The sequence below is a fragment of the Jatrophihabitans sp. genome (assembly GCA_036399055.1).
Taxonomy (GTDB): Bacteria; Actinomycetota; Actinomycetes; order Mycobacteriales; family Jatrophihabitantaceae; genus Jatrophihabitans_A.
Genome location: DASWNX010000017.1, coordinates 166,227 through 183,069, shown reverse-complemented (window position 1 = coordinate 183,069; position 16,843 = coordinate 166,227). Strand labels below are relative to the sequence as shown.

General features: G+C 70.2%; 17 protein-coding genes. 11 read left to right on the top strand and 6 right to left on the bottom strand.

Features of this window, described 5'->3' with window-relative positions:
• The first annotated feature begins 65 nt into the window (after positions 1-65).
• Genes VGB75_06525 through VGB75_06515 form a run of 3 tightly spaced genes read left to right on the top strand, consistent with a single transcriptional unit; the run spans position 66 to position 1,879 of the window.
• Entirely contained in the window at positions 66-1,025 is a 960-nt protein-coding gene (locus tag VGB75_06525) for a class E sortase (protein ID HEY0166682.1), read from the top strand.
• Positions 1,026-1,196: a hypothetical protein gene (locus VGB75_06520; GenBank protein ID HEY0166681.1), complete on the top strand. Its 171-nt coding sequence runs from the start codon at positions 1,026-1,028 to the stop codon at positions 1,194-1,196.
• Positions 1,197-1,219: 23 nt separating this feature from the next.
• Entirely contained in the window at positions 1,220-1,879 is a 660-nt protein-coding gene (locus VGB75_06515; GenBank protein HEY0166680.1) for an aminodeoxychorismate/anthranilate synthase component II, read from the top strand.
• Between the two features lie 38 nt (positions 1,880-1,917).
• Here the strand turns inward: VGB75_06515 and hutH are convergent, their stop codons facing one another.
• Positions 1,918-3,459 carry a histidine ammonia-lyase gene (gene hutH, locus VGB75_06510; GenBank protein HEY0166679.1) on the bottom strand — a complete coding sequence of 514 codons (1,542 nt, stop codon included), beginning with the start codon at positions 3,457-3,459 and terminating at the stop codon, positions 1,918-1,920.
• A 45-nt stretch (positions 3,460-3,504) separates the two neighbouring features.
• Here hutH and VGB75_06505 point away from each other — a divergent pair, with 45 nt between their 5' ends.
• Together VGB75_06505 and VGB75_06500 are read left to right on the top strand one after the other, a co-directional pair.
• A complete protein-coding gene (locus tag VGB75_06505; GenBank protein HEY0166678.1) occupies positions 3,505-4,494 on the top strand; it encodes an NAD(P)H-quinone oxidoreductase in 990 nt (329 codons plus the stop codon).
• Positions 4,495-4,563: 69 nt separating this feature from the next.
• Positions 4,564-5,139, top strand: coding sequence for a bacterial proteasome activator family protein (locus VGB75_06500; protein HEY0166677.1), 576 nt, complete (start codon positions 4,564-4,566; stop codon positions 5,137-5,139).
• A 5-nt stretch (positions 5,140-5,144) separates the two neighbouring features.
• Here VGB75_06500 and VGB75_06495 read toward each other — a convergent pair whose 3' ends face one another.
• On the bottom strand, positions 5,145-5,966 hold the full coding sequence (locus VGB75_06495) for an HAD family hydrolase (protein HEY0166676.1): 822 nt from the start codon (positions 5,964-5,966) through the stop codon (positions 5,145-5,147).
• 199 nt (positions 5,967-6,165) lie between these two features.
• On the opposite strand from VGB75_06495, the gene VGB75_06490 reads away from it, so the two are divergent.
• From VGB75_06490 to VGB75_06480, 3 genes are read left to right on the top strand one after another with little or no spacing between them, the layout of a single operon-like run.
• Complete coding sequence (locus tag VGB75_06490) at positions 6,166-7,326, top strand: anion permease (GenBank protein HEY0166675.1); 1,161 nt, start codon at positions 6,166-6,168, stop codon at positions 7,324-7,326.
• On the top strand, positions 7,323-7,556 hold the full coding sequence (locus tag VGB75_06485) for a hypothetical protein (protein HEY0166674.1): 234 nt from the start codon (positions 7,323-7,325) through the stop codon (positions 7,554-7,556). The genes VGB75_06490 and VGB75_06485 overlap by 4 nt, the downstream gene beginning before the upstream one ends.
• Before the next feature lie 27 nt (positions 7,557-7,583).
• Positions 7,584-7,907, top strand: a complete 324-nt coding sequence (locus VGB75_06480) for a co-chaperone GroES (protein ID HEY0166673.1) — start codon at positions 7,584-7,586, stop codon at positions 7,905-7,907.
• 6 nt (positions 7,908-7,913) lie between these two features.
• Here the strand turns inward: VGB75_06480 and pheA are convergent, their stop codons facing one another.
• Both pheA and VGB75_06470 read right to left on the bottom strand, forming a co-directional pair.
• Entirely contained in the window at positions 7,914-8,864 is a 951-nt protein-coding gene (gene pheA, locus VGB75_06475) for a prephenate dehydratase (protein ID HEY0166672.1), read from the bottom strand.
• 51 nt (positions 8,865-8,915) lie between these two features.
• Complete coding sequence (locus VGB75_06470) at positions 8,916-9,452, bottom strand: DUF4446 family protein (protein ID HEY0166671.1); 537 nt, start codon at positions 9,450-9,452, stop codon at positions 8,916-8,918.
• Positions 9,453-9,570: 118 nt separating this feature from the next.
• Between VGB75_06470 and VGB75_06465 the strand changes: the two genes are divergently transcribed.
• Positions 9,571-10,170: a TMEM165/GDT1 family protein gene (locus tag VGB75_06465; protein ID HEY0166670.1), complete on the top strand. Its 600-nt coding sequence runs from the start codon at positions 9,571-9,573 to the stop codon at positions 10,168-10,170.
• Between the two features lie 50 nt (positions 10,171-10,220).
• Entirely contained in the window at positions 10,221-11,303 is a 1,083-nt protein-coding gene (hisC, locus tag VGB75_06460; protein ID HEY0166669.1) for a histidinol-phosphate transaminase, read from the top strand.
• A 274-nt stretch (positions 11,304-11,577) separates the two neighbouring features.
• Here hisC and VGB75_06455 read toward each other — a convergent pair whose 3' ends face one another.
• Positions 11,578-14,094: an HAD-IC family P-type ATPase gene (locus VGB75_06455; protein HEY0166668.1), complete on the bottom strand. Its 2,517-nt coding sequence runs from the start codon at positions 14,092-14,094 to the stop codon at positions 11,578-11,580.
• 230 nt (positions 14,095-14,324) lie between these two features.
• Here VGB75_06455 and VGB75_06450 point away from each other — a divergent pair, with 230 nt between their 5' ends.
• A complete protein-coding gene (locus tag VGB75_06450; GenBank protein ID HEY0166667.1) occupies positions 14,325-15,263 on the top strand; it encodes a universal stress protein in 939 nt (312 codons plus the stop codon).
• 32 nt (positions 15,264-15,295) lie between these two features.
• Here the strand turns inward: VGB75_06450 and VGB75_06445 are convergent, their stop codons facing one another.
• Positions 15,296-16,741, bottom strand: a complete 1,446-nt coding sequence (locus VGB75_06445; protein ID HEY0166666.1) for an NAD-dependent malic enzyme — start codon at positions 16,739-16,741, stop codon at positions 15,296-15,298.
• Positions 16,742-16,843: the final 102 nt, after the last annotated feature.

Below are 16,843 nucleotides of genomic sequence, written 5' to 3'. Positions count from 1 at the left end.
GAGCGCTCACTCCACGAGCTGAGCCGCCCAGCGGAGACGGGGGAGAATGGGGATTCACGCAACCGATGACTGGCAAGCACCACGTCGACGCTGACGTCGACGTCGATGACCGCGGCCCGGACACCTCGGGCTCAGCCATCCGGAGTCTGGGCGCCCGAGACCGCCCCGACAGCGGCGGCCGCGCCCGTGGCCGCGCCGACAGCGGTGGCCGCGCCGACAGCGGCGGCCTGGCGTTGGCCCGCGGCTTGGGCGAGGTGCTGCTGACCTGCGGCGTCGTCCTCTTGCTGTTCATCGGCTATGAGGTCTGGGTCTCGAACCTGTTCGCCGACCGCAAGCAGGCCCAGGCGCGCGAGCAGTTGACCACCGCCTGGCAGCGCGGTCAGGACCCGCTCAAGGGCGAGGACCGGATGAACCTGCCGATCGGCAAGCAGGTGGTGCTGCCCGCCGGCCAGGGCTTTGCCAACCTCTACATCCCGGCATTCGGCAAGGACTTCGCCCGGACCGTCGTGCAGGGCACCAGCGACCGCGACCTCGACGCAGGCCCGGGGCACTACGTCAGCAGCCAACTGCCCGGGCAGTTGGGCAACTTCGCCCTCGCCGGGCACCGGGTCGGCAAGGGCCAGCCGTTCCTCAACCTGGACAAGTTGCGTCCCGGCGACAAGATCGTGGTGCAGACCGCCGCCAACTGGTACGTCTACGCCGTGCTGGGCAGCCGGCCGGCCTACCTCGCGGCCGGCGGGATCGCCGATCCGGCCAAGCGGGAGGCGGCCGAGGTCGCCGCGCTGGCGGCGCTGGACAGCCAAGGGGTCCGCGGCCGGGAGATCGTCAGCCCGGAGGCCGTGCACGTGATCGCCCCGGTGCCCAATCACCCGCTGGCCACCCCGGCCCGGGCGCTGCTGACCCTCACCACCTGCCATCCCAAGTACTCCGCCGACCAGCGGCTGATCGTGCACGCCCAGTTGAGCCGCGCGGCGCCTCGCTCCGGCTCGTCCCTGCCCCGAGAGCTGCCCGGAGGAACGATCTAGATGTACGGCTGGATCTGGCGGCGGCTGCCTGGCGGCACCGCCCTGCGAGTGGCCCAGGCGCTGCTGCTGGTGGTCCTGGTGTCCGCCCTGTTGCTGTTCGTGGTGTTTCCCTACCTCGAGCCCCGGCTGCCTGCCAACCCGCTGACCGGACCCGTCACCGTCGACGAGTAGTCCCAGAGCGCACACTGGTCGACATGACGCGCATCCTGGTCATCGACAACTACGACAGCTTCGTCTACAACCTGGTGCAGTACCTGGCGCAGCTGGACGCTGAGGTGGTGGTCCGCCGCAACGACGAGATCACCGCCGAGGAGGTGGTGGCGCTCGACATCGAGGGCGTCCTGATCTCGCCCGGCCCCGGCATTCCCGAGGACGCCGGTGTCAGCATGGCCGTGGTGAGCGCCGCCGCGGACAGCGGACTGCCGGTGTTCGGAGTCTGCCTGGGGCACCAGGCCATCGGCGTGGCGTTCGGCGCCGTGGTGGAGCGGGCGCCGGAACTGCTGCACGGCAAGACCAGCGACGTGCTGCACACCGGAGGCGGGGTGCTGGCCGGCCTGCCGACGCCGTTCACCGCGACCCGCTACCACTCGCTGACGGTGCGCGAGGACACGCTGCCCGAGCAGCTCGAGGTCACCGCCCGGACCGCCTCCGGGGTGGTGATGGCGGTGCGGCATCGCGAGCTGCCCATCGAAGGCGTGCAGTTTCATCCCGAGTCGGTGCTGACCCAGGGCGGTCACCGGATCCTGGCCAACTGGCTCATCCGGTGCGGCGGCCAGGTCGACTGGGCCCGGGTCTCCGAACTCGGGGCCGGCCTGGACAGCCTGCGCGGCCAGGCCTTCAGCTCCGCCGTCTGAGCAGTGGCCGTCCCCGGCGGCGGCTCAGCGACGGCGGCTCAGCGCAGCGGCTCGGCCAGCGCCGTGTCGGCTGCCTGGACCGCCCGGCCCGACCGGACGAACTCCACCGCGGCCTCGATCTCGGGCGCCAGGTACCGGTCGGGCCCGGGGCCCGGCACCGACTCGCGCAGCGCCGCCAGCACGGCGCCGGTGGCCGGCCCCGGCAGCAGCGGCCGGCGCAGGTCCAGCGCCCGGGCGGCGCTGAGCAGCTCGATGGCCAAGACCTGGGTCAGCCCGTCCACTGATCGGCGCAGCTTGCGAGCCGCTGACCAGCCCATCGAGACGTGGTCCTCCTGCATCGCGCTGGACGGGATGGAGTCCACCGAGGCCGGCACGGCCAGCCGCTTGAGCTCGGAGACGATGGCGGCCTGGGTGTACTGGGCGATCATGTGCCCGGAGTCCACCCCGGCGTCGTCGGTGAGGAACGCGCTGAGCCCCCGCGAGCGTGAGACGTCGAGCATCCGGTCGGTGCGCCGCTCGGACATGCTGGCCACGTCGGCTGCCGGGATCGCCAGGAAGTCCAGCACGTAGCCGACCGGGGCGCCGTGGAAGTTGCCGTTGGACTCCACCCGGCCGTCGGAGGTGACCACCGGGTTGTCCACCGCCGAGGACAGCTCGTAGCCGGCCACCATCCGGGCGTGCGCCAGGGTGTCGCGGGCCGCGCCGGCCACCTGTGGCGCGCAGCGCATCGAGTACGCGTCCTGGACGTAGACGCAGTCCGGGCCGGCGTGTGAGGCCACGATCGGCGAGGCGGCCAGCAGCGCCCGCATGTTGGCCGCGGCCACCGCCTGACCGGGCTGCGGCCGCAACGCCTGCAGGTCGGCGGCGAACACCCGGTCGGTGCCCAGCAGCGCCTCGACCGACATCGCCGCCGTCAGGTCGGCGGTGCGCAGCAGCAGGTCTAGGTCGGTGCAGGCCAGCAGCAGCTGCCCCAGCATCCCGTCGGTGCCGTTGATCAGCGCCAGGCCTTCTTTCTCCGCCAGCGTCACCGGCGCGATGCCGGCCGCGGCCAGTGCCTCACCGGCCGGTCGCACCCGGCCGGAGGCGTCGCGCACCTCCCCCTCGCCCATCAGCGCCAGTGCCACGTGGGCCAGCGGCGCCAGGTCGCCGGAACAGCCCAGCGAGCCGAACTCGCGCACCACCGGCGTGATCTGGGCGTTGAGCAGCGCGGCCAGGGTCTGCGCGGTCTGGACCCGGATGCCGGTGCGTCCGGTGGCCAGGGTCGACAACCGCAGCAGCATCAACGCCCGGACCACCTCGCCCTCGATCTCGGGGCCCGAGCCGGCGGCATGGGAGCGCACCAGCGAGCGCTGCAGCTGGGCCCGCCGATCGAGGGGGATGTGCTTGGTGGCCAGCGCGCCGAAGCCGGTGGAGATGCCATAGTGCGGCTCCACGTCGTCGGCGAGCGCCTCCACGATCGAGCGGGAGGCCGCCATCGCCGACAGCGACTCCTCGCTCAACTCGATGGGAGCCCTGCCACGGGCGACCGAGACCAGTTCTGCTTCGGAGATGGGACCTGAGCCCACCGACACCGTTGTCATGCGGCCATTCTCGCCCAGGCTCTCGCGCCGGGTAGGTTCGAGGGCATGAAAGCGGTGCTGGCCTGCGAACCCGGCGGTCCGGACGTCCTGTCGCTGGGCGAGGCGCCTGACCCGTCGCCGGCTGCCGGCGAGGTGCTGCTGGACGTGGCCGCGACCGCGGTGAACCGGGCCGATCTGCTGCAGCGTGCCGGCAAGTACCCCCCGCCGGCCGGGGCCTCACCGATCCTTGGCCTGGAGTGCAGCGGCCGGATCGCCGCGCTCGGCGAGGGCGTCACCGGCTGGCAGGTCGGTGACGAGGTGTGCGCCCTGCTGTCCGGCGGTGGTTACGCCGAGCGGGTCTGCGTGGCCGCCGTGCAGCTGATGCGGGTGCCGGCCGGTCTGGACCTGATCAGCGCCGCCGCGCTGCCTGAGGTCGCCTGCACCGTCTGGTCGATGGTCCTGGACTCCGCGCCGGCGGCCGCGCTGGTTCCGGGTGAGAGCTTTCTGGTGCACGGCGGCAGTTCCGGAATCGGAACCATGGCGATCCAGCTGGCCGCCGCGCAGGGTTGCCGGGTCTTCACCACCGCCGGCTCCGCCGAGAAGCTGGCAGCCTGCCGCGAGCTTGGCGCCGAGCTTGCGATCAACTACCGCGACAGCGACTTCGTCGAGGTGATTCGCGCGCACACCGAGGGGGCCGGCGTCGACGTGGTGCTCGACACCATCGGCGCCAAGTACCTCCCGGGCAACCTGGACGTGCTGGCCACCGGTGGCCGGATCGCGGTCATCGGCCTGCTCGGCGGCAGTTCGGGCACCCTGAGCCTGGCCGCCCTGATGGCCAAGCGGGCCACGGTCCACGCCGCCGCCCTGCGATCACGGCCGTTGGAGCAGAAGGCGGCGATCGTGGCTGGAACCGAGGCGCATGTCTGGCCGCTGGTCGAGGCCGGGACGGTCCGCCCGGTGGTGCACCAGGTGCTGGCGCTGGCCCAGGCCGCCGACGCCCACCGGATCGTGGAGAGCAGCGCTCATATCGGCAAGCTGGTGCTGGCGACCGGGTGAGCCGGGACGCCTCTAGGATCGAGTCTCGAACCACGATTTCTGCAAGCTTCTCAAGGACAGGACGTGCTCATGACTGACGGCGACACGGGCTCCTACCTCCGGGGCGCTCAGCCCACTGCGGCGTCGGAGCCCGGCGGCGATCAGGTGGTGGTGCTGGCCTCGGGCGAGGAGTCCGAGGGCCGCGAGCAGGACCTGATGTCTCAGGTCGAGCAGCCGGCGAAGGTGATGCGGATCGGCACCATGATCAAGCAGCTGCTGGAGGAGGTGCGGGCGGCGCCGTTGGACGAGGCCGGCCGGTCCCGGCTCCGAGAGATCCACCAGTCCTCGATCAAGGAACTCGAAGAGGGCCTGGCGCCTGAGCTGCGCGAGGAGCTGGACCGGCTGACGCTGCCCTTCGACGATGATCACGTGCCCAGCGAGGCCGAGCTGCGGATCGCCCAGGCGCAGCTGGTGGGCTGGCTCGAGGGGCTGTTCCACGGCATTCAGACCGCGCTGTTCGCCCAGCAGATGGCCGCCCGTGCCCAGCTGGAGCAGATGCGTGGGCGGGCGTTGCCCGGACAGGTGGGGCCGGGCGCCGTGCCGGGCATCCCCGGGCTACAGCGTCCGGGCCCTGACGGCGAGCATGGCACCGGGCAGTACCTCTAGCCTGCTCAGGACTCCAGCAGCGCCCAGATCAGCTTGGCCACCGCGTCCTCGTCGTTGGTCTCGGCCAGCACGGTTCCGGCCGCCGCCAGCGCCGACGGGTGGGCGTTGGCCACCGCGTAGGACTGGCCGGCCCACTCCAGCATCGGCACGTCGTTGGGCATGTCGCCCACCGCCGCCACGTGGCGGCGGCTGATGCCGTGTGAGTCGGCCAGCGCGGCCAGCCCGAACGCCTTGGTGATGCCGGTGGCCGAGATCTCCACCAGTGGCGAGTGCCCTGACCGGGTCACCGTCACCTGGTCGCCCACCAGCGCTTCCACCAGATCCATGAACTCATCCGGCTCCAGTCCGCGGCCTCTGGCCAGCAGCTTCACGGCCGGCTTGTCCAGCAGCCCTGACAGCTCCACCGCGGCGGGGGTGGGCAGTCGCCGGCCGGACCGGTCGGCCTCGGGCATGATGCCCCAGTCGTGGCGGTACTCCGGCTCGTAGGCGAAGTCCTGGGCGTACTCCAGGGCGAAGCGGACCTGCGGGATCTTGGCACGCAGCACGCCGGTGATCTCGGCCAGCATCTCCGGCGGCAACGGGTGCTCGGCCAGGACGGTCTCGGTGTGCAGGTCATAGGTCAACGCGCCGTTGGCGCTCACCGCGACCCCCCGATGACCGGTCGCTTCGGCCACCTCGTGCAGCCAACGCGGTGGCCGTCCGGTGACGAAGGCGATGATCAGCCCCGCTTGCTCGGCAGCCTGTAGAGCGTCCCGGGTCTCCGGGCTGACGGTGTTGTCGCTGCGTAGCAGGGTCCCGTCGAGATCGCTGGCCAGCAGCCTGATCACGGCCTAGCCGATCGGTTCGGCCAGCGGCGCGGACGGGTCCGCGAGGAGGGGACGAGGTGCGGTCGGGTCACTCCAAAGAGCCTACGTGCACCGCTGGCGACACCCCCGGGATCGGCGCTGGAAACACAAATCGGACACACGTGTGTTAAATCCCGGTGAGGGTTTGCATAAGGGGGGGTGAACGTGAATCGTCATTGACGTGAACGATTTCGTTCTGTTGCTCATCGTGGTCACAGCCGCGCTCACCTTTGATTTCACCAATGGTTTCCACGACACCGCCAACGCCATGGCGACGTCGATCGCGACCGGAGCGCTGAAACCGAAGACCGCCGTGGCGCTCTCGGCCGTGCTGAACCTGGTGGGCGCGTTCCTGTCCATCAAGGTCGCCGCGACCATCGCCAGCGGGATCGTCGACTCCGGCGCGATCACCCTGCCGATCGTGTTCGCCGGCCTGCTCGGCGCGATCATGTGGAACATGATCACCTGGAGCATCGGCCTGCCGTCCTCGTCCTCGCACGCGCTGATCGGCGGGGTCATCGGCGCGGCGCTGGTGGCGGCCGGGACCTCCTCGATCCACGGCCAGTCGATCGTCGCCAAGGTGATCATCCCGGCGCTGCTCGCGCCGGTGCTGGCCGGCCTGGTGGCGATGCTGGCGACCCGGCTGAGCTACTCGATCGCCAAACCCGACGAGCGGCCGCGCAGCCACCGGTACTTCCGCTACGGCCAGCTGGCCTCGGCCTCGCTGGTCTCGCTGGCCCACGGCACCAACGACGCGCAGAAGACCATGGGGGTCATCACCCTCGCGCTGATCGCCGGCAACCAACTCCAGCCCGGGTCCAACCCGCCGATGTGGGTCATCGTCAGCTGTGGGGTGGCACTGGCCGCAGGCACCTACTTCGGGGGCTGGCGGGTGATCCGCACCATGGGCCACCGGCTCACCCACATCGAGGCGCCGCAGGGCTTCACCGCCCAGACCGCCTCCGTCGCGGTGCTGCTGACCGCGACCCAGGGCGGGCTGCCGCTGTCGACGACCCACATCACCTCCGGGTCGGTGCTCGGCACCGGCCTCGGCCGGCGAGGCGGCAGTGTCCGCTGGGGGGTGGCTGGCTCGATGATCATCGCCTGGATGCTGACGCTGCCGGCGGCAGGCCTGATCGCGGCCGGCATCGCCTTGATCGTCGTCGGCGGCGGCTCGGGGCAGATCCTGCTCATCTCGGTGGCCGCCGTGGCGGTGCTCCTGGGCTTCTGGCTCTGGTCCCGGCGCAACCCGGTCGGCGCCGGCAACGTCAACGAGGCCCCTGACAGCTTCGGCCGGATCAGCGCGATCGAGCGCCCGGTGCTGGAGCAGGCGGCGGGTTGAGCGCGATGAGCGGCTACCTGGACCTGGCGGTCCTGCGCAACGTGGCCCTGGTGGCTCTGGTCGCCGGAATCGGCATCACGGTGATGTTCTCGGTCGCGGTGCGAGCCATGACCACTGCCGACGAGCAACCCGGCCAGCCGGCCGCGGTGGCCCGGCTGCTGGCCGCCGGCTGCCTGCTGGTGGTGCTCGCCGCGATTGCCGTCGGTCTGTGGGCGGTATTGGCCAAGTGAGGTCGCACGGCGATCTAGGCTGACGGCGTGACCACGTCAGACCGGCTTCCGATCAAGATGCTGCACGACCGTGTGCTGGTCAGGGTCTCGGTCGAGGAGGGTGAGCGGCGCTCCTCCGGCGGCATCCTGATCCCGGCCACCGCGCAGGTCGCCAAGCGGCTGATCTGGGCCGAGGTGCTGGCGGTCGGCAACCACGTCCGCTCGGTCGAGCTGGCAGACCACGTGTTGTTCAGCCCCGAGGACCGGCACGAGGTGGAGATATCAGGCGAGGACTACCTGCTGCTGCGCGAGCGCGACATCCACGCGGTCGCGGCCAAGCGGATCGAGTCCAACACCGGTCTGTACCTGTAAGGCCGGCTACCCGGTCCCGGCGCCGCGGATGCGGTCCAGCCAACCGGCCGCCTGCCTGAAATCCTCGTCGGCGCGCCCGCTCAGAACCTCGCCGAGCCGGCCGTCGCGGCGCGGGTAGGAGCCCAGGTAGCGAACGTCGGCGCAGATCCGGCGCAGCGCGGCCAGGGCATCGCCGACCCGGGCTTCGCGGACGTGGCCCTCGCAGTCGATCGAGAAGCAGTACTGGCCCAGCCGGCCCTTGGTGGGCCGGGACTCGATACGGGTCAGGTTCACCCCGCGGGTGGCGAACTCGGTCAGGATCTCCAGCAGGGCGCCGACGTGGTCGTCCTGGGGGTAGGCCACCACCGTGGTCCGGTCGTTGCCGGTCGGCGGCGGCGGCTCGGCGGCCCGCCGGAGCAGGACGAACCGGGTGACCGCCCCCGGGTTGTCGGCGATGTCGTGGGCCAGGCTGTCCAGGCCGTACCGCTGGCCCGCGGCAGCGGGGGCCACCGCGGCGTCGTAGCGCCCGTCCGCCACCGCCTGGGCGCCGCCGGCGGTCGAGTCCACCGGGATCACCTTCGCCGCGGGCAGCTGGGTCAGCAGGTACCTGCGCACCTGCGCCGCGGCATGCGGGTGGGTGGCCACGGCGCTGATGTCGGCCGGCCGGGTTCCGGGGCGCGCCAGCAGGTCGAACACCACCGGCAGGTAGGTCTCGGCGGCGATCACCAGTGGCGAGCCGCCAGCCAGTTCGGCCAGCTCGTCCAGGGTGGCCGGCACCGACCCCTCGACGGAGTTCTCCAGCGGCACCACCGCGCCCAGGACCGTCCCCGCCCGCACCGCGTCGACGGCTTCGACGACGCTGGCGTGCGGCGCCAGCTCCGCGTCGCCGGCCAGCGCCTGGGCGGCCACGTGGGCGAAGCTGCCTTCTGGGCCCAGAAAGCCGTACGGGCCGTGCGCAGCGGTGGTCGCGGGTGCCACAAGGCGCAGTTTAGTGCCGGATCGGTCGGCGGACTCCCGATCGGTGATCGGCTAGCGTGCCAGCGCCGCCTTGACGGCCTGCTCCTCCTCGGAGGAGAGCGCGTGCGCGCCGACGCCGGCAGTCAGCGCCTTGGCGTAAAGCCGGGTGTCGGAGGTGCTGGCGATCGAGGTCAGCGTGATGCCGTTGCCGCCGTCATCGAGCAGCGCCAGCGAGAACGACAGCCGCCCACCGAGGTCTTCAAAGGCGTCGAAGCGCACCAGGGCGACCCGCCGTAGCACCGTGCCGACCGAGCTGGTCAAGTTCTGCACCGTCTCGGCCAGGGCCTGCCGCTCGGCCGCCACCCCGGAGGCCAGCTCCTGCTGGGCCGCGGCGAGGTCGCGCTGCAACTCCATGATGTCCTTGCGCACCGCCTCGCTGGCGGCCATGTGCTTGTCGGCGATCTCCAGGATGGTCTCGCGACCCGAGGCGCCGCGAGAGAGCAACGCGACCGAGCGCCGCAGCCTGCTGAGGGTGCGCAGGGCCAGCACGCCAGCCACTAGACCGGCCAGTCCGAAGATCATGGCGCCGACCGCCAGCCAGGTACTCATCGCTGGTCAGGGTATGACGTGGGCCGGTCCCCGCGGGCGCCGACACTCTCCGTCACCGCCGAGCCGCGAGGGGAGGGGACACGTCCCCGATCCGGCGGCAGGCAGAATGGACGTCAAGATGACCTCCTTCCTCGGGGCGTTCGCTCTCGCCTTCGCCGCGGTCGTGCTCGTCGAGCTGCCCGACAAGACCATGCTCGCGACGCTGGTGCTGTCGACCCGGTACCGCCGGCGTCCGGTGCTGGCCGGCGCTGCCGCCGCGTTCGGGGTGCAGTGCGTGCTCGCCGTCACCGCCGGCGGCCTGCTGCACCTGTTGCCGCACCGGATCCTCGAGGCCACCGTGGCGCTGCTGTTCGCCGTCGGGGCGGTCCTGCTGTTCAGAGAGAGCGTGGCCGGCGGCGACGAGCAGCTGGGCGCCGGCGGGCCGTCCGAGCCGGATGTCAGCGATCGACGGGTCTTCGGGATCTCCTTCGGGGTGCTCTTCGCCGCCGAGTGGGGCGACGCCTCGCAGTTGGCCACTGCCGGCCTGGTCGCGCGCTACGGCCAGCCGGTGGCCACCGGCCTGGGCGCCTTTCTGGCGCTGGTGGGCGTGGCCACCCTCGCCGTGTTGGTCGGCAAGGTGATCCTGCGCCGGGTGCCGCTGCGACTGGTGCACCGGGTAGCCGCCGTGGCGTTCACGGTGTTCGCGGTGGTGGCGGCGGTGGCCGCCGTCCGGGGCTGACCAGCCGCCGTCCGGGGCTGACCATCGAGTCGGCGCGATAACCTAAGGGCATGACTGTTCGGATGCGTCCCGTCCTGTCCGCGCTGCCTGCTTACGTGCCGGGTCGCAGCGTCCCGGGCTCGATCAAGCTGGCCAGCAACGAGATTGCTTACGGGCCGTTGCCGCACGTGCTGGACCGGATCACCGAGGCCGCGGCTGCTGCCAACCGCTATCCCGACACCAATTCCAGCGAGTTGCTGCTGGCGCTGTCGGAGAAGTTCGGCGTCGGCGTCGAGCACCTGGTGGTGGGCTGCGGCTCGGTGTCGCTGTGCCAGCAACTGGTGCAAGCCAGCGCCGGCCACGGCGACGAGGTGATCTTCGGCTGGCGGTCCTTCGAGGCCTATCCGATCATCACCGCGATCGGCGGCGCGCAGGCGGTGCAGGTGCCGCTGCGCGAGCAGGTCTATGACCTGCCGGCGATGGCCGACGCCGTCACCGACCGGACCCGGCTGATCTTCGTCTGCAATCCGAACAACCCGACCGGCACCGCGGTGTCCGGGGTCGAGCTGATCGATTTCCTGGACCGGGTGCCTTCCGAGGTCCTGGTGGTGCTGGACGAGGCCTACCGCGAATTTGTCACCGACGAGAAGGTGCAGGACGGCACCGGCCTGTTGGAGCGCTATCCGAACATCATCGTGCTGCGGACGTTCTCCAAGGCCTACGGCCTGGCCGGCCTGCGGATCGGGTATGGCCTGGCCGCTGACCCGGCCGTCGCCACGGCGGTCCGCCAGACCCAGGTCCCGTTCGCGGTGACCCACGTGGCGCAGGCCGCCGCGCTGGCCAGCCTGGAGCCCGAGGCCGAGCGGCAGCTCAGCAGCCGGGTGGATGAGGTGGTCGCTGAGCGGGCCCGGGTCACCGGCGCGCTGCGCGCGGCCGGTTATCACCTGCCCGACTCCGAGGCCAACTTCGTCTGGCTGGACGAGGGCCCGCCGGCCCAAGGCGGCGTGGACGCCGCCGCTTTCGGCGCCGGCTGCGAGGCCCGTGGCGTGATCGTGCGGGCGTTCCCCGGCTCCGGCGTGCGGATCACCATCGGCGCCACCGCCGAGAATGACGCGTTCCTGGCCGCGGCCGCCGACCTGCGTGAGCAGCTCTGAATCTCAGCTGTAGTCCGTGACTTCAGAAATCCACGACTTGACAGAAGTTATGAACAGGCTGTGCGGTCACCCACAGTGTCATCCACAGCTGTGTGCATAGAGCCGATAACTTCACCGGGTTTTCGTATCACTTTCGCCAATTTCCATCATGAGAATTCAATTTTTCGACCATGAGCCAGCTGACTGCGCGACGGCCAGTGATTGCTTTCCATGTGACATCAGGTCTCCTTAAGAAAAGCGGTCACTCCATGCGCCGACGCTGGTGACCGCGGCATCAAGCGGGAGATGAGACGTCAGTGACGATCACTGGCTCGGTGGTTCTCGCTGGCGACCCATCGCCGCGATCGCTGCCCAGCCGGACCAACAGGGTGATGCTGCGGTGGGTGAGCTCGACGAGCACCGCCCCCACGGCGCCGATGATGCCCGCGATAGCCAGGCGCAGGGGCGTCACGTCGAGCAGGAACACGCCGTGCCCGAGGGCCGGTATGGCTACGATGAGGGCGACGGCGGCGCCCAGGCTCGCGACAAGGGCCAGTTTCCAGCCGGCGAGTGGGCGGGCCAGGACGAGCAGCGTCCACAGTGACACAATCAGCACGGTGAGCGTGGCGGTGGTGCGCGCCTCGGCCACCTCCGCACCGTGATCGATCAGCCTTGTTGATTGATAGCCGAGGTAGGCGCAGGCTCCGGTGACAATGCCGGTCGGAATCGCGAAGCGCAGCACTCGACGCAGGTAGCCGGGCCGGTACCGACGGTTGTTTGGGCCCAACGCCAGCGCGAAGCCTGGTATCCCGATCGTGACGGCGGAGATCAATGTCAGCTGGATCGGCGCCAACGGGTAGGCGTCCTGGGTGAAGGTGACGATGATGGCCAGTACCAGGGCGTAGATGTTCTTGACCAGGAACAGGCTCGCCGCCCGCTCGATATTGGCGATGACCCGGCGTCCTTCACCGACGACGTCGGGTAGGTGCGCGAAGCTTCCGTCGAGCAGGACGATCTGGGCGACGGCCCGGGTGGCGGGCGTGCCGTTGCCCATCGCGATGCCGATGTCGGCGTCTTTGAGCGCGAGCGCGTCGTTGACGCCGTCGCCGGTCATCGCCACGACGTGCCCCTGACGTCGCAATGCCTGCACGACGGCCCGTTTCTGGTGCGGGGTGACTCGACCGAAGACGCTGTGGGTGTCGAGCACCGCCGCCAGTTCGTCCAGGTCCTCGGGCAGGGTGCGGGCGTCGACGGCATCTGCGGCGCTACCGACTCCTGGTAGGTGCAGTGCCGCGGCGACCGCGCCGACGGTGCGCGGGTTGTCACCAGAGAGGACTTTGATCCCGACGCCTTGTTCGGTGAAGTAGCGCAGCGTGGCCTCGGCGTCTTCGCGGACATGCTCAGCCAGCACGACGAGCGCCGCGGGTCGCACGTCCTTGGGCAGCCCCGCATCGCTGCTGAGGCCTTCCTCGGAGCCGGTAGCCGCCAGCAGCAGCACGCGGGAGCCGGCCGCGGCAAGGGTGTCTGCGTGCGCGCGTGCGTCGACTTGGGCAGGACTGGTCGGGGTGTGCAGGACCATCTCCGGCGCCCCGAGAATCCAACTTCCGTGCTCATCCACCGATATGGCCGACCATTTGCGTGCAGAGGAGAACGGGATGACGTTAGCCGGCTGCCAACTGTCGTCTGTGAATACCGCCGACAACGCAGCCGCGGTCGCGTTCGCGTCATCGGCCCGCGTCAGCAGCGAAAGCGCGGCCCGAACGGCGATGTCGTCGGCGCCCGGACACACCTCCAACCGGTCGAAGCGGATGTCGCCGTAGGTGAGCGTGCCGGTCTTGTCGAGGCAGATCACGTCGACGCGGGCCAGCGCCTCAACCGCAGGCAGTTCCTGCACCAGCGTGGACCTGCGGGCCAGGCTCAGCGTGGCGATCATGAATGCCAGGCTGGTGAGCAGCACCAGTCCCTCAGGCACCATGCCTACCAGCGCCGCCACCGTTCCGGTCACGGCATCGCGCCACCCGTGGTTGTCGGCGCTACCGAACTGACTCCAGACCAACAGCGGCGCCATCACCGCGAGGGCGACAGAGATCCACCTCAGCAGGCGGTTCGTGCCGGAGACCAGTTCCGAGTGCGTCACCCTGTAGCGACGGGCCTCGGCCGTCAGTCTGGTGACGTAGGCATCCGCGCCTACCGCGGTGGCTTGGAACTGTCCTTGACCTGCGACGACGATCGATCCTGACCGCACGTGGTCGCCTGCCACCTTCGCCACCGGCTCGGACTCGCCGGTCAGCAGCGACTCGTCGATCTCCAGCCCGGAGGATTCACGCAGCGTTCCGTCTGCCGGCACCTGATCACCGGCCTGCACCACGAGCAGGTCATCCAGAACCACCTCGGCCACCGCGACCTCGGCCGCAGGCACGCCATCGCGAACTACGCGCGCGTGCGGTGCGTTGAGCACTGCCAGCCTGTCGAGGGTTCGTTTGGCCCGCGACTCCTGCACGATGCCGATCGCTGCATTCGCGATGATGACCAGGCCGAAGAGTCCGTTCTGCCACCGTCCGGTGAAGAGGATGACGACGAACAGCGTCACGAGCAGGGCGTTGAAGACGGTGAGGACGTTGGACCGCACGATCTCGCCGATTGTGCGGCTCGTGCGCGAATCGGTGACGTTGGCCTGCCCGCGGGCCACGCGCTCAGCGACTTCGGCGCCACTCAGACCCGAATGCGGGGTGAGGAACTCGGCCACGGTCGGCCGCACCGGCCCGACAGGCTCCCCGATCAGGGCAATCGGGGCCAAACCGGCATCGGTCATGTAGATTCGGCGCCGCCCCGCGCGGGAGTCGCCAGCCTTCGGCGCCTACCAGCCCGGACGATTCCCATGATCGGATGGTCCCACGCCTGGCAACTCACAGTCGGCGACGCAGGACCGGGACCTTGGCCCCTACCGCGGCAGGCAGAACCGTTGTGGACTTGTTCTGGGATCGAACTCGAGAACGACTCGTCGCAAGAGGACGGTCGCTCAGACATCTGGCAGGAGGATCGATGAACGACGGTGCACGTGCGGTGGTGGTCGGGATCGACATCATCGACGCCGATATGGCAGCGCTTCGCTGGGCGGTCGCGGAGGCTGCCCTGCGTGAGGCGCCGTTGCGCATCGTGCACTCCTACAGCCGCACCCAGGACCGGCAGTTCACCACGGCTACTCGGCTTGCCGCTGTCGACGCCTCGCCGGCGCACGCCCGGGCTGAGTCGGTTCTGGACGCCGCAGCTCGCCGATGCCGACTTCTCAGTCCGCAGCTGTTGGTGTCGTGTGTGGCATCCGAGGGCACTGCCGCAGCGGTCCTGCTCGCTGAAGCTCGCCAAGCCAGCCTGGTGGTTATCGGCTCACGCAAGTTGGACGCGCTGGGTTCGCTGCTGCTCGGCTCGACCGGACAGGCGGTGGCCGAACGTGCGCCGTGCCCCGTCGTCGTGATCGGCGAGCAACCACCGAAGAACTCAGCAGGCGGTGGCCGCGTCGTGGTGGGAGTGAACCTTGACGAAGACGACAGCACGGTCCTGGCTTTCGGATTCGCCCAGGCACGCCGACACACCGCTGTGCTGGAAGTCGTCGTGTGCTGGAAGCCGGATCTGATGAGCGCCGCCAGCCTGCTCTACGAGGCCGTTGCGGCTGAGCAGGCCACAGTGGAAGACCTGCTCGATGACAGGCTCACGCCGTGGCGGGAGCGATTTCCGGATGTGCAGGTGAGTCAGGTTGTTCTGGAGCAGCGTCCGGTCGCCGGCTTGGTCGCCCGCGCAGCTGGCCAGCGATTGCTCGTGGTCGGCCGACGTGGCATTCATCCGCTACAGGCTCCATTGCTGGGCGCGGTCAATCTCGGTGTGCTGCATCGATCCCAGTGCCCGGTAGCGATCGTTCCGACGGTCGCCGCCGACGCCGGTCATCCTCACAGCGTCCGGTCGCTCGGGCGCCAGCCAACGTCATGAACTCATACGACTAACTCATCGCTGCCGGCCAGTCACTCCATGCCGCGGTCGCCCCGAGCCCGCTCCCGGGGGGCGGCCGCGTTCCGGACGGCCGCCGCCACCGCGGTGGGCACCGACGGGTCGAACACCGACGGCACTATGTAGGCGGCGTTGAGCTGCTCGTCGCTGACGCAGTGCGCCAGCGCCGAAGCCGCCCGCAACAGCATCTCGGTGTTCACCTGGCCGGCCTGGGAGTCCAGCAGGCCCCGGAACACCCCTGGAAACGCCAGCACGTTGTTGATCTGGTTCGGATAGTCCGAGCGACCGGTGGCCAGGATGGTGGCGTACTGGCGCGCGGCGTCGATGTCGGTCTCCGGGTCGGGGTTGGCCAGGGCGAACACCACCGGGTCCTCGGCCATGTCGGCGATCCACTCGGCCGGCAGCACCCCCGGCGCGGACACCCCGATGAACACGTCGGCCCCGCGCAGCGCGTCATGCAGGTCGCCGGTCAGGCCCTCGGGGTTGGTCCGCCGGGCCAGTGCGAGCTTGGACGGGTTCAGGGTCTCGTCGTTGGGCGAGAGCACCCCCTCGCGGTCCCAGACCAGCACGTGGCGCACCCCGGCTGCCAGCAGCAGGTCCACGATGGCGGTGCCGGCCGCGCCGCCGCCGGCGACGACCACCCGGATCGTGGCCAGGCCCTTGCGGACGCAGCGCAGGGCGTTGGTCAGAGCAGCCAGGACCACGATGGCGGTGCCGTGCTGGTCGTCGTGGAACACCGGGATGTCGAGCAGCTCGCGCAGCCGGGCCTCGATCTCGAAGCAGCGCGGGGCGGAGATGTCCTCGAGGTTGATGCCGCCGAAGCCGGGCGCGATGAGCTGGACGGTCTGCACGATCAGGTCGACGTCCTGGGTGTCCAGGCAGATCGGCCAGGCGTCGATGTCTGCGAACCGCTTGAAGAGCGCGGCCTTGCCCTCCATCACCGGCAGCGCGGCGCCCGGGCCGATGTTGCCCAACCCCAGCACCGCCGAGCCGTCGGTGACCACCGCGACCGAGTTGCCCTTGATGGTCAGCTTCGAGACGTCCTCCGGATGCGCGGCCAGCGCCAGCGAGACCCGGCCGACGCCAGGGGTGTAGGCCATCGACAGGTCATCGCGGGTCTTGAGCGGGACCTTGGACTCGACCTTGATCTTGCCGCCCAGGTGCAGCAGGAACGTCCGGTCCGAGACCCGGTGCACCTCCACCCCTGGCAAGGCCCGCAGCGAGCTCACGATCTGCTCGGAGTGCTCGCCGTTGACGGCCGAGCAGGTGACGTCGATGGTGATCCGGTCGTGCCGGGACTCCGAGACGTCCACCGCCGTCACCAGGCCTCCGGCCTCGGACACCGCGGTGGCCAGCCGGCCCACGACCGAGGAGTCCGGAACCGCGTACAGCCGGACCGTGATCGAATAGGACGCCGAGGTCGGCGTAGGACGTGGTCGGGCTGAATCGGGCATGGCCATTCGGTCATCGTCTCAAACACCGGGGCGGACATGACGACAGCTACCGTCCCGACGTGACGCGGCGCCCCTAGGCTGGGCAGGCTCTACAGATCCCGCGCAGGA